At 33.2% G+C, this 13,922-nt stretch carries 13 protein-coding genes; 12 read left to right on the forward strand and 1 reads right to left on the reverse strand.

The features are described 5' to 3' along the window. A partial coding sequence (locus HPY79_05645) for a hypothetical protein (GenBank protein NSW45278.1) occupies positions 1 to 844 on the reverse strand: 844 nt, incomplete at its 3' end. Positions 845 to 1,120: 276 nt separating this feature from the next. Between HPY79_05645 and HPY79_05650 the strand changes: the two genes are divergently transcribed. The 12 genes from HPY79_05650 to HPY79_05705 all read left to right on the forward strand — a co-directional run bounded on the left by HPY79_05650 (position 1,121) and on the right by HPY79_05705 (position 13,921). Continuing rightward, positions 1,121 to 2,311: a peptidase C1 gene (locus tag HPY79_05650; GenBank protein ID NSW45279.1), complete on the forward strand. Its 1,191-nt coding sequence runs from the start codon at positions 1,121 to 1,123 to the stop codon at positions 2,309 to 2,311. Continuing rightward, positions 2,308 to 3,387 (forward strand): NUDIX domain-containing protein, encoded by a 1,080-nt coding sequence (locus HPY79_05655; GenBank protein NSW45280.1) that lies wholly within the window; start codon positions 2,308 to 2,310, stop codon positions 3,385 to 3,387. The genes HPY79_05650 and HPY79_05655 overlap by 4 nt, the downstream gene beginning before the upstream one ends. Position 3,388: 1 nt before the next feature. Further along, positions 3,389 to 4,237 (forward strand): hypothetical protein, encoded by an 849-nt coding sequence (locus tag HPY79_05660; protein NSW45281.1) that lies wholly within the window; start codon positions 3,389 to 3,391, stop codon positions 4,235 to 4,237. A 94-nt stretch (positions 4,238 to 4,331) separates the two neighbouring features. Beyond that, entirely contained in the window at positions 4,332 to 4,979 is a 648-nt protein-coding gene (locus tag HPY79_05665; GenBank protein NSW45282.1) for a DUF47 domain-containing protein, read from the forward strand. A gap of 1 nt (position 4,980) precedes the next feature. Further along, positions 4,981 to 5,973 carry an inorganic phosphate transporter gene (locus HPY79_05670; GenBank protein NSW45283.1) on the forward strand — a complete coding sequence of 331 codons (993 nt, stop codon included), beginning with the start codon at positions 4,981 to 4,983 and terminating at the stop codon, positions 5,971 to 5,973. A gap of 105 nt (positions 5,974 to 6,078) precedes the next feature. After that, a complete protein-coding gene (locus tag HPY79_05675; GenBank protein ID NSW45284.1) occupies positions 6,079 to 6,837 on the forward strand; it encodes a hypothetical protein in 759 nt (252 codons plus the stop codon). A 2-nt stretch (positions 6,838 to 6,839) separates the two neighbouring features. Then, positions 6,840 to 8,075 carry a 3-deoxy-D-manno-octulosonic acid transferase gene (locus HPY79_05680; protein NSW45285.1) on the forward strand — a complete coding sequence of 412 codons (1,236 nt, stop codon included), beginning with the start codon at positions 6,840 to 6,842 and terminating at the stop codon, positions 8,073 to 8,075. A gap of 109 nt (positions 8,076 to 8,184) precedes the next feature. Then, complete coding sequence (locus HPY79_05685; protein ID NSW45286.1) at positions 8,185 to 10,539, forward strand: TonB-dependent receptor; 2,355 nt, start codon at positions 8,185 to 8,187, stop codon at positions 10,537 to 10,539. 24 nt (positions 10,540 to 10,563) lie between these two features. Beyond that, complete coding sequence (gene surE / locus HPY79_05690; protein NSW45287.1) at positions 10,564 to 11,343, forward strand: 5'/3'-nucleotidase SurE; 780 nt, start codon at positions 10,564 to 10,566, stop codon at positions 11,341 to 11,343. Further along, complete coding sequence (locus HPY79_05695; GenBank protein NSW45288.1) at positions 11,333 to 11,644, forward strand: hypothetical protein; 312 nt, start codon at positions 11,333 to 11,335, stop codon at positions 11,642 to 11,644. The genes surE and HPY79_05695 overlap by 11 nt, the downstream gene beginning before the upstream one ends. After that, positions 11,641 to 12,768, forward strand: a complete 1,128-nt coding sequence (gene lpxB, locus HPY79_05700) for a lipid-A-disaccharide synthase (protein ID NSW45289.1) — start codon at positions 11,641 to 11,643, stop codon at positions 12,766 to 12,768. The genes HPY79_05695 and lpxB overlap by 4 nt, the downstream gene beginning before the upstream one ends. After that, entirely contained in the window at positions 12,758 to 13,921 is a 1,164-nt protein-coding gene (locus HPY79_05705; GenBank protein ID NSW45290.1) for a SpoIID/LytB domain-containing protein, read from the forward strand. Before lpxB ends, HPY79_05705 begins: the two co-directional genes overlap by 11 nt. The last annotated feature ends 1 nt before the right edge of the window (position 13,922 follow it).

A 13,922-nucleotide genomic window follows, 5' to 3' on the forward strand; every position in this document is an offset into this window, starting at 1 on the left:
TTACTGTTATTGAAGCGGTGGATGCACCGGTACTCCAACTATAAGATGAACCACCACTCGCGGTTAAGGTGGTGCTTTGACCATTACATATCGTTGAAGTGCCACTTATAGATGGAGTTGGTAAGGGATTAACCGTAACATTTATGGAGCCATGTCCCGTGGTACAACCTGTTGGACTTGTTACCGTAACAGTATAGGTACCACTAGAATTTACAGTTATTGTTTGACTTGTAGCCCCTGTATTCCAATGATAAGCGGGATAACCAGAGCCTGCATTAAGTGTTACACTGCCTCCAGAACAAAAAGTGGTGGGTCCACTTGCAGTAATAACAGGATTAATTACTTCTGCTGGTACATAAGTAATATATAAATCTGCTTTATTAATACACATAGCTGTTCCACTGCATATTTGAAAAGTATTAGTTCCACCATAAACATAACCTGGTAAACCGCAAATATATGAACCTGTTGCACCAACAGAAGTTGCACAAGGATTAACATCACAAAAACACCCTGAATTTCCATCATAAGCAGTAGATACTGGTTGACCATTAACATAACCATTTATTGAAGAGCCAACACAATTAGCTGTCCAATAATATACTTGTATATTAGTAACTAAATTACCCGGTGGCACAGGGTCAACAAAAGTCATGTCCTTACATGGTGGAGTGTCTCCACAATAACTTCCCGGGGTATTGGTACACCAATAATCGGCACCGCAAACAGCACATCCACCACAAGCTTGAAATCCACCATATGTAATGGTGGTCATAATCGTTGTTTGAGCCAAAACAAATAACGAATTAATCCCAAAAATTAATAGTAATATTACTTTTTTCATGGTTTTCAATTTTAAGCAAAATTACTTATTTTTACGACATAACCAAAAAAAAGTTTAAAAATGTTAAAAAAATTAAATGTGCAATAAAATGCTAATAAACCCTGTAGTTGAGTATTATCAATTTACAGTGAATGAGGTATAAATTAGTTATTTTTTAACGTAAACTTAAAATAAAATTACTTAAATTTAATTTTAAAATTGGTCTAAAATCTTTCTCTGAAAAGAAAGTTATAGGATATTGAAATAATCCATACCTTTGCAGTATATACTTAATGAATGAAAAGTTTTTTATTTATTTTATTTGCTTTTTTGTCGATTGCTACATATGAACAAAATTTCGACAAAGCTGTTGTAATTACCGAAAAAGATTCTACACAAATACATTCAAATATGTATAGGTACAATAAGCAGTTTAAAGCAGACCTTTCAAATTATTCATTCCCAACTGATACCGGATTGTATAAAAAGGTATTTCATAATCCACCCGTTTGTCAGGGCAATACGGGGACATGCTGGTGTTTTTCTACCACATCTTTTTTCGAGAGCGAAGTTTTTCGCCTCACCGGCAAAAAAGTAAAACTATCTGAGATGTACGTTGTTTATTGGGAATATGTAGAACGAGCTATTGATTTTGTAAAAACTCATGGTAAAACTTATGTCGATGAAGGTTCAGAAGCCTCAGCTTTACTTAGGATTTATCAAAAATATGGTGCTGTACCCCTTGCTGCATACGAAGGCAAACCTACATACCGAAAGCAGCATAGCCATAGAACAATGGTGAAAGAAATAAAGAATTTTTTAGCACAGGTAAAAGAAAATAATATCTGGAACGAAGTATATGTGGTGAATGTAGTTAAATCATTGCTCAATGCAGAAATGGGCGTTCCTCCCACCTCGTTTTTGTATGACGGAAAAGAATACACCCCCCAAGAGTTCTTAAAAGAATATTTGCAAATAAATCCGGTTGCCTATTTCAATTTTATGTCAACCCTTACAGCTCGTTATTACGAAAAAAGCGAACTTATTGAAAACGATAATTGGTGGCACTGCAGAGAATATTACAATGTTCCAATCGATACATTTGTTAAACTTATTAACAAGGCACTAGAAAATCAATACAGCGTGTGTCTATGTGGTGATGTAAGCGAAGCCGGCTATGACCATAATGAATTAAAATTAGCGGCTATTCCAATTTTTGATATTCCTGAAAATCAAATAAACGAATCGTCAAGAGAAATGCGTTTACAAAACCAAACAACCACCGACGACCATTGCATTCATATGGTGGGTTATTACTATAAAAATGGAAAGTATTGGTATTTGATAAAGGATAGTAATGGAAATACCTTTGATGGTCTATTCCCCGGATATCGCATTTATAGCGAGGATTACGTTAAATTAAAAATGATGAATATTTTGATTCATGGTAATGCCGCTCGATGGTTATTAGATAGAATCGTGAAATGAATGCGAAAGAGTTAATACGAAAAATGTTACCGGGCTTATTGCCCCTTCTTATTTTTATCATAGCCGATGAAGTTTTTGATACTGTAGTAAGTTTATCTATTGCAATTGCTGTTGGTATTTTTCAAGCGATATGGATTTTTATCAAAGAAAAAAGATTCGATTATTTTGTATTGCTCGACACCGGATTAATTATAATTCTTGGTCTTATCTCCATCATATCGCACGATGAATTGTTTTTTAAACTTAAACCAGGAATCGTTCAGGTCATTATGTGCATCATGTTGCTATTTATAGCATTTGCACCTCCAACGTTTTTAGCAGCTATGATGGGACGTTATGGCTTAAACACAGAATTGAACGAAGAAAGTGTTCGTATTTTACGTAGAAACATGAAATTATTAAGCGTTTTATTATTACTCCATACCGGATTAGTTTTTTACTCTGCATTTTACATGTCAAAGGAGGCTTGGGGTTTTATAAGCGGCGTGTTACTTTATCTTATTTTTGGTGTATATTTTTTGGCTGAGTTTCTTCGTATGTATTGGAATAAAAGAAAATTTGCCAGCGAAGAATGGGTTCCACTGGTTGACGAAGCAGGGAAAATTGTTGGCAAAGCCCCTCGCTCTATGGTTCATAAAGATAAAAATTTACTACATCCGGTTATTCATGTACACATATTTAATAAAGAACGAAAATTATTTTTGCAAAAAAGAGCTTCAAATAAACTTGTACAACCTGGGAAATGGGATACTGCTGTAGGTGGACATATCTCATGGGGCGAAACCATTGAACAGACGATAAAAAGAGAAACATTCGAAGAACTTGGCATAGAATTACAAAAAACAATATTCATCGGAAAATATATTTGGCATTCCGAAATCGAAAGCGAATTAATTTATGTATTCATAACCGAATATAATAACACTATATCTCCCAAAAACAACGAAATAGATGACGGAAAATTTTGGTCAAAAAAAGAAATTGAACTAAATTTGAACAAAGGAATATTTACACCTAATTTTGAACATGAGATTCCATATATAGAGCATTTTTTCGATAAAAAAAATAAATGGTAACATGTTTATTTTAGCAGATAGCGGTTCAACTAAAACAACTTGGTCCATTGTTGACAAACATGGTCATATCATTGAAAAAGAAACAATAGGGCTTAATCCGTTGCATGTGAATAAAGAACTAATTAGCAACACTGTTTTTCATGTAACAAAAGACATCCCCTACCACGAAATTCAATATATTCATTTTTATGGTGCTGGCTGTGCGTCAAAAGAAATGCAAAAATTGGTTCAACTTGCTATAAAAGATGTTATTAATAACAATAATATTTTTGTTGACAGCGATATTTATGCTGCCGCTCATGCTTTACTCCAAAATCAAGAAGGTTGGATTGCTATTCTTGGCACTGGTTCTAATTTAGCTTATTACGATGGTAAAACTATTTTAAAACATACCCCATCGCTTGGATATATTTTAGGCGACGAAGGAAGTGGTTCATATTTAGGGAAAGAACTACTAAAACTATATGCTTATAAAAAAATAGATAAAGAGCTATGTAACGAATTTGAAAAGTTTTTAAACCTCTCATTAAACGAAATACTCGTAGAAATATACCATAAACCCAATGCAAATCGTTATTTAGCCAATTTTACGTATTTTATTAAAAAACATCGCCAACACCCCGATATACAAACACTACTCAACAATGCTTTTGAATTGTTTTTAAAAACTCACTTAGAACCTTTTATAGATAAATATTCACAAAACATTGCTTTTTGTGGATCAGTTGCTTCTATTTTTAAAGAAGAATTAATACAGGCTTGCCAATTTTATCATTTAAACATTCAAGCTATTGAATCGTCTCCCATGAAAAAGCTTATTCGCTATCATCTTAACAATAAACGTATATAACTAGTTTTCAGAAGTATTAACAAACTTAACAATTTCTTAACATACCTTCTTTTATAATATTCGACCTTTGCAAAAATATATAAAACATATAATTATGGGACTTAATAGTTTTTTTCAAATTCTTGTGCCAAAAGACAAAAAATTTTATCCTTCGTTTAAAGAAGCAACTAGCAATTTAGTGGAAGTTTCAGAAGTGCTCATTTCACTAATGAAAACTGATAACTGGGATGACAGAATAAAACTCATATCAAAAATTAAAGAATTAGAAAAAAAAGGTGATGATGTCACTCATAAAATGTTTGATATGCTCAACAGTTCCTTCATAACTCCATTCGACCGAGAAGATATTCACAATTTAATCTCATCCATTGATGATGTAGTCGATTATATAAATGGTGCTGCTCAACGATTTTTATTATATAAACCCAAATCGAACTCTACCGATTTTTTAAAACTTGCTGAATTAATTTTTGATGGTTCAAAATCAATTCAAAATGCCATTGAGCATATTGACAATTTAAAACATCCTCAACAAATAAAAGAAGCTTGCATTCACGTTAATGAAATTGAAAACCTGGCTGATGATGTTTACCACATTGCCATTTCACAATTATTTGAAAAGGAAACAGATACAATAGAATTAATAAAGAAAAAAGACATTCTTCAGATTTTAGAAAAAGCTACCGACAAACTTGAAGATGCTTCGGATGTTATTAAGTCTATTATGATAAAACAAGCTTAATATGAGTACACTTGTTATTATTATTATAGCCATTGCCCTTATTTACGACTTTTTAAATGGGATGAACGATGCAGCAAACTCAGTAGCAACTATAGTAGCAACTAGGGTTTTATCTCCATTTATGGCAGTTCTATGGGCAGCAATATTTAATTTTGCTGCTTATTTTATATTTGGCTTACATGTTGCCAATACGATGGGCAAAGGCATAGTAGAACCTCATGTTGTTGAACCTTGGTTTGTATTTTCTGCATTAGTTGGCGCTGCTGCATGGGTATGGTTATGCACTCAATTAGGTTTACCTATTAGTGTTTCGCATGCTCTTATTGGTGGTATGGTTGGACCTGCTTGGTTCGTTTTTGGACCCGATGCTGTTATAGGTTCAGGTATTATAAAAGTTGTAATTTTTATATTTGTTTCCCCTATTGTAGGCTTTATTTTAGGTTATTTATTTATGATTTTAACCAAATTTATACTTAAAAAATCAAAACCAAATAAAGTAGATGCATGGTTTAGAATATTGCAGCTCTTATCTTCAGCTTTTTTTAGTCTAGGACACGGCAGCAACGACGCACAAAAAACTATGGGTATCATAGCAGTACTTTTATTTAGTACCGGATATTTGGGCACAGAATTTTATGTCCCAGAATGGGTCGTTATTTCGTGCTATGTAGCAATTGCATTAGGAACTTTAACAGGCGGATGGAAAGTAATAAAAACTATGGGTGTAAATTTAACAGACCTTAAACCAGTTCATGGATTTGCCGCCGAAACAGCAGGTGCTACTACATTAGCCATGTCTGCGTTTATGGGAATACCGGTAAGCACAACCCATACCATATCAGGGGCTATTATGGGAGTTGGCGTAACCCGAAGAGTATCGGCTGTACGTTGGAAAATTGCTCAAAATATTATTGGTGCCTGGATACTTACTATACCAACTACAATGATAGTTTCAGGACTTTTGTATATTTTAATACGAACCATTGTTTTTTAAAAGTACATCATAACCATAAAAAAGCCTTTGTTCTGAACAAGGGCTTTTTTTATTCATATGTTTTTTCGTACTTTAGCAAAATTTTTAGCTTAAATTACCAAACTAATGAATAAATTTTGCTTTTTAATAATTATACTAACCTACTGCTCACTTTCATTTGCTCAAAAAAATATCGATTCGTGCATTACATTTCCAATGTTTTCGGCTAACTATATGCTTCAAGTTCCTTCAGGCGATATGGCTAAACGTTATGGATTAAATTCAAATGTAGGTGGCTCTTTTATGATTAAAAATAAAAAAAATATCCTAATAGAATTAAATATCAACTTCATTTTTGGAAATAATTTAAAAGGTGATGCCACTCATTTGTTCGATAGTATAAGTACTTCTAATAACCAAGCCATCATCAATGAAAATGGCGAATATGCTAAAGTCCGTACCTTTGAACGTGGTTTTTTTGCAGGAGCTAAAATAGGAAAAATTATTTCATTTGGAAAACCAAACACCAATAGCGGTATATTAGTTACACTAGGTAGTGGTTACTTACAACATAAAATTCGAATAGAAAATGATGGTAATAATGCACCTCAAATCTTAGGCGATTATAAATTAGGTTACGACAAACTACGATATGGCTTAGCAATAAGCGAATTTATCGGATATGTTTATTTTAGCAAATCGCAAGCACTAAATTTTATGGCAGGTTTTGAATTTTATCAATCATGGACAAAAAGTGGCAGAAGTTGGGATTTCAATTTAATGAAAAAAGACGACGGTCATTATTTAGACCTTTTACATTCGCTTAAAGTTGGCTGGATTATTCCTATCTATCGAAAAGAACCTCAGCCTTATTATTTTTATTAATTATGCTTTGGATATATAGGTTTTCGTTATTCGCATATAAATTATTAATTCAAATTGCCTCATTGTTTAATGAAAAAGCATCGCTTTGGATTAGCGGGCGAAAAAATATTTGGCAAAAAATATCGCAATTTCAAGTATTAGCTCAACATCAGGTTCTTTGGATGCATGTATCGTCATTAGGTGAATTTGAACAAGGTCGCCCACTTATTGAACAAATAAAAAAAAACTATCATAATATTCAAATTATCATCACCTTTTTCTCGCCTTCAGGCTATGAAATTAGAAAAAATTATACTTTTGCTGATGCTATTTTTTATCTCCCCCTTGACTCGCCCAAAAATGCTCAACGGTTTTATGATATCATAAAACCCAATTGGGTTATCTTTGTTAAATATGACTTTTGGTTTTTTTATATTCGCGAAGCATATTTACGTAAAATTCCTATTTTCCTTATTTCGGCCGTTTTTAAACCCAACCAGATATTTTTTAAATTTTATGGACATTTTTATAGAAAAATGCTTCGTTATTTCTCGCAAATTTATGTTCAAGACGATACATCCAAATTATTACTTCAAAAAATAAATATTAATTCTATTGTAGCAGGCGACACTCGATGCGACAGAGTATTGCAAATAGCTCAAAGTCCCTTACCATTAAACAACATAAGAGATTTTATTAAACAACGTGTTGTAGTTATTGTAGGAAGCGCTTGGGATAAAGACATTAAAATTCTTAAAAATATAATAGAACAAACTCAAAAAAATAATGTTTTATGGATTATTGCACCTCATGTTGTTAATGAAGAACATATTCAAGACTTAATTCAAATAATCGACCTCCCAGCTATTCGCTATACTCAAATAAACGACATCAATAATAATATTAAAAATGGTGTTTTATGGATAGATACGATTGGAATTTTATCATCATTGTATCAATTTGCAACAATTGCATACATAGGAGGAGGATTCGGAAAAGGTATTCACAATACTTTAGAGCCTGCATCATTCGGAGTTCCAGTTGTTTTTGGTCCCAACTATCATAAGTTTAATGAAGCCGAAGACATGATAAAACTGGGTGCTGCTTTTTCGATTAGTAATGCTGATGAAGCTTTTCAAATAATAAATCAATTAATTCAAAACGAAACATTTCGCTCAAAAGCTTCCATAAAAGCTCAAATGTACATTCAAAAAAGTGCAGGAGCCACACAAAAAATAATACAACAATTATTTCACTAATCTTTAATCAACTATAATTCTTTTACTTAAAAAGATAATTCCACGTCTATTTTATTTTTAGATAAAGTTGTACTTTTGCGAAAATTATTGTTTAACTAAATCCATGAAAATGAAAATTATTACATTGCTTGTTGTTTCGGGATTAAATTTTTCGCTTTTTTCACAAAATGTACTTATTAGTGGATACGTAAAAGATAAAAAAACGCATGAACCACTACCAGGTGTTAACATTGTTCTCGACGATAATTCGGGTGCTGCTACCGACGTAAATGGTTTTTATTCTTTCAAATCGAATAAAGGAGGCTATCAAACTATAAAATTTAACTTTTTAGGATATCAAACTTATTCTCAAACCATTAACTTATCAGACAAAGAACAACTTAATTTAAATGTCGAATTAGAAGAAAATATACAAGTAATTGACGAAGTAGTAGTAAGTGCTTCAAAATTTGAGCAAAAAATATCGGAAGTTACTGTTTCGATGGAAGTTATAAAACCTAAATTGCTCGAGAACAACAACGTAATTTCAATGGAAACAGCTATAAATAAAATCCCTGGCGTTGATATTACCGGCGATCAACCTAGCATTCGTGGTGGTAGCGGATACAGCTATGGAGCAGGCACAAGAGTTATGTTATTGGTTGATGATATGCCCTTAATTTCACCCGATGCAGGTGATATAAAATGGAATTTTTTGCCTATTGAAAATGTTTCACAAATAGAAGTTATTAAAGGTGCAGCATCTGCATTATTTGGTTCATCGGCACTTAACGGAGTTATTAATGTGCGTACGGCCTATCCAAAGTTTGAACCCGAAACAAAGGTTACCATTTTTAATGGAATATATATGAATCCAAAACGCAAAGAACTTAAATGGTGGGGACAAACACAACCCTTGTTTGTAGGATCCAATTTATTTCACATGCAGCGTTACAAAAATTTAGATATTGTGCTGGGAGCTAGTGGCTACAGCGATAACGGATATCGTCAATCCGAAACCGAAGAACGCATTCGCGGAAATTTTAACCTTCGATATCGATTTCCCAAAAAAGAAGGATGGGCAATTGGGCTTAATGGAAATTTAATGAATATAGATAAAACCGACTTCTTTTTGTGGCAAAATGCCGACTCCGGAGCATGGCGACAAGACCCTGCATCAGTAACTCGTAATATTGGAACACGTATTAATATAGACCCATTCTTTACATTCTATACCTCACCTAACGATAAGCATAATATTCGTACCCGATACTTTTATGTTAAAAACAGAGTGCCCGGAGATTCTTCAAAAGATAGTCATTCGGGCTTATATTATGCAGAATATTTATTCCAACATCAGGTAAAAGACAATTTTACATATAGTTTAGGTGCATTACATGTTTATAGCGATATTCAGGGCAAACTATTCGACAAACACAATGCCACCAATATAGCCATCTACGGACAAATGGACAAAAAAATAAATAAATTTAATCTATCAGCCGGGATTAGAGCCGAGTATTTTAGAATTGATAAAACAGAATCCAAATCGGTTATCAATGGTGATACTATTGTCGATATCCCTATCCAACCGGTAGCTCGTATTGGTGTAAACTATCAATTAGCCGAACATACTTTTATTCGTTCGTCATTTGGGCAAGGGTACCGTTTCCCTTCTATTGCCGAAAAATTTACTTATACCAATGTAGGTGCATTAAACATATTTCCCAACCCCAATCTAAAACCCGAAACTGGTTGGAGTGCCGAAATTGGCATTAAACAAGGAGTTAAAATTTCTAATTGGAATGGATACCTCGACGCATCAGCATTCTGGCAAGAATACAACAAAATGATGGAATACACATTCGGCTTTTATGACCCTAAAACATATAGAGCTCTTGATATTCATAACCCAGATGACCTAACAATTATTGCAACATATGGATATAAAGCACTTGGTTTTCAATCACAAAATATTGGACACGCAAAAATTACCGGCTTTGATATAACCTTTACCGGAATGGGATCATTTTTTGGCATTCCTGCAACCTTATTGGCAGGCTATACCTATACCAATCCTATTGATTTAAACGATAAAGATTCGTCCAAGAGTACATCGTCTAATATGCTAAAATACAGGTATTACCATTCATTAAAAGGCGATTTTCAGCTAGATTTTAAAAAGATTTCAACAGGCATCAGTTTGCTATATCAAAGTTATATGGTTAACATTGACAAAGCTTTTGAAGATTTAACCGGCGACGGTCCTGGAGTAGGAATTGAACTTTTACCCGGTTTATATGAATATAGACAAAAACACAACAAAGGCTACATAGTATTTGATTATCGTATATCGTGGAATATTACAGAACAAAGTAAACTATCGTTGGTAGTAAAAAATATATTTAATAAAGAATACATGGGACGACCAGGCGACATTCGTCCACCACGAAATGTTTCATTACAATATATTTTATCACTTTAAAAAACTATCTTTGCAAAAAAAACAATGACTCCTTCAGAACGATTAATTTTAGTTTGTAACGACGACGGATACTTTGCTAGCGGTATTGCATCTCTGATTGAAGTTGTAAGACCTTTAGGCAGAGTAATTGTTGTTGCACCCGAAAAAGGCGAATCAGGTAAGTCGCATTCTATTACTATGACAACTCCCATTCGTTTAAATTTAATTAAAGAAGAAAAAAATCTATGCATATATGCTTGCTCAGGAACCCCTGTCGATTCACTTAAGTTAGCATTACATCAGGTACTTGATAGAAAACCAGACTTAGTGGTTTCGGGCATCAATCATGGTAGCAATTCCTCCATTAGTGTAATTTATTCGGGTACTATGGGAGCTGTTATCGAAGCATGCCTTAATGGCATTCCTGCGGTAGGTTTTTCGTTACTCGACTATGCCACCCATCCTGATTTTACTGCTTCAAAACATGTAGCTAAAATCATAGTTAATAATATTTTACAATTTGGACTTCCCAACGAAGTTTGTTTAAATGTCAATATTCCTAAATTGCCAATTAAAAAATTAAAAGGCATAAAATTATGTCGTCAAGCCAAAGGAGTTTGGAAAGAAGATTTTGTAAAACGTCTTGATCCCCATAATACACCCTATTACTGGATGACAGGGAATTTTGATAATTTTGAACCAAACGCTACCGATACCGACGAATATGCACTTGCCAATGGATATGCTTCGGTAGTCCCTGTTAAAATTGATTTTACCGCCTATCAAGCATATAACTTTTTAGAAAAATGGAATTATGAACTCTAAATTTTCTAAATATAATCGAATTTGGGTTGGTTTAATTGTCGGTTTAATCTTTCCCATTTTGGGGTTACTTGTTCTTTATTTATTTGACCGTTCTTATCATTCATTAAGAAACTTTTTGATATTATCTTATCAATTAGGAGTAATGTCTAACCTTTTAAGCATAAGTTTATTAGCGAATCTTGTAGGTTTTTATTTTTTTCTAAATAAAGAATGGTACTACGCCGTAAGAGGTGTAATGATAGCTGTTTTAATTTGGGGAGCTGTTATTTTATTTATACGTTTAACCATTCCAGAATTGTGAAATATTATATCATCTGTGGCGAAACATCGGGCGATATGCATGCTGCTAATTTGGTCAAAGGATTAAAAAAATATGACCCAACTGCACAAATTAGAGCATGGGGAGGTAATTCGTTAATAGCACAAGGAGTAGAAGTAGTTAAGCATATTCGCGATTTGAGCTTTATGGGACTGGTCGAAGTCCTGCTTCATTTAAAAACAATCAAACATAATTTTAAATTTGCTTACAGCGATATTTTGAATTTTAATCCGGATGTGTTGATTTTAGTTGACTTTCCGGGATTTAATCTTCGTCTTGCTAAATGGGCAAAGAAAAATGGAATTAAGGTTTTTTATTATATTTCGCCTACTGTATGGGCATGGCACCAGTCTCGCGTATACCAGGTTCGCGACTATGTTGACAAAATGTTTGTTATACTGCCATTTGAAAAAGATTTTTACAAAAAATTTAATGTCGATGTTGATTACGAAGGACATCCTATTTTAGACATCTTAGCATCCGAATTGAATAAAACAGAAACTTTTACCCATTTCTGTAACCGTCATCAATTAAATGAAAAAAATATCATAGCCCTCTTGCCCGGAAGTCGTAAACAAGAATTAACTCAAATGCTAAAGGTTATGACTTCAATCACCGCAGATTTTAAAAACTACAATTTTGTTATTGCCGGTTTATCTTTTCTACCTAAAGACTTGTATTCGTTTGCATTAACATTACCTAATGTGCAAATTATATACGACGACACGTATGCTCTACTAAAACAAGCTAAAGCAGCTATTGTTACCTCTGGAACAGCTACATTAGAAACTGCACTTTTTAAAGTACCACAAATAGTTTGCTACAAAACCAATCCAATAACTTTTGCTATAGGTAAACGCCTTGTCAAGGTAAAATATATTTCGTTGGTTAATCTAATTTTAGGAAAAGAAGTCGTTAAAGAACTGATTCAATATGAATTTAACCAACAAAACTTAAAAAATGAACTTCAAAAAATCTTAACCCCCGAAGAACAAAATAAAATCCTCGATAATTATAATCAATTACAACAACTCATTGGAACATATGGCGTTTCCGAAAGAATTGCTTTTAAAATGTTGGCTTATTTAAAAAATAATGAAATTTAGATTTATCATATTGTTTGTTTTGATAATTTCCAATTCATTTGCCCAACGGTTAAAAATTGCAGTTTTTTACAATCAACATATTTCGTCTTGTATCTTAAGTGTTTATATTGGTTCATATAAGATTTTTTCAGATACAAACTACATTACCACCATTCACCAAAACGAAACCTTTTTTATTACAGCCATGGGCGATTCTGTTGAATTAAAAAATGTTGCAGGACGAATAGGTTATTACAAAAAATTACAATTCGTTGGAAACGAAATAAATAATATACTTAAATATAAACCTACTCGTCCATCATTAGGGCAACGATTTTACGATGATGATATGCTTGTTTCTGCTTCGAAAGGCTTATTATTTTTTATAAACCAAGTCGATATAGAAGATTATATTTGTGGTGTAGTAGAAAGCGAAAGCGGCTATCAACCTGCTATTGAATTCTATAAAACACAGGCTATTCTTTGTCGTACCTTTGCTTTAGAAAATATCGGTAAACATTACACAGAAGGATTTCATCTCTGCGATGGTGTTCATTGCCAGGCATATAAAGGCAAAAATTATAGCCTATCGTATCATAGTATTATTGCTCAAGCCGTTAACGACACCAAAGATCTAATTATTGTCGATTCGGAAAATAACGTGATAACAGCTACTTACCATGCCAACTGTGGCGGGCAAACTATGAATTCTGAAGATGTTTGGGGAAGAGCCAAATATTACTTACGTTCTGTAAATGATTCATTTTGTCAATATCAACGCAATACTACATGGGAAAAGAAAATTCCAATCACCGATTTCAAAACATTCCTCCGAACAAATAAGTTTTCGGAACTTAGTATTCAAAGCGATTTGTCGTTTAACCAAGCTTTTCGAAAAGCTTATTATAAAATCAATAACGATAGTGTTTCACTTCGTAAAATTCGTGAGTCGTTTAATCTTAAATCTAGCTTCTTTTCTATTAAACCCGATGGTGATTCGTTGATTTTTAAAGGCAAAGGTTATGGACATGGCGTTGGCTTATGCCAAGATGGAGCTATACAAATGGCAAAAAAAGGCTATTCGTATGCCGATATTATCACTTTTTACTTCAAAGGTGTGCGTGTTGTAAGTTACAAATCGTTGCCTTTTTATCAATCCATTCTAGGCGAATAAA

The sequence above is a fragment of the Bacteroidales bacterium genome (genome assembly GCA_013314715.1).
Classification (GTDB): domain Bacteria; phylum Bacteroidota; class Bacteroidia; order Bacteroidales; family GWA2-32-17; genus Ch61.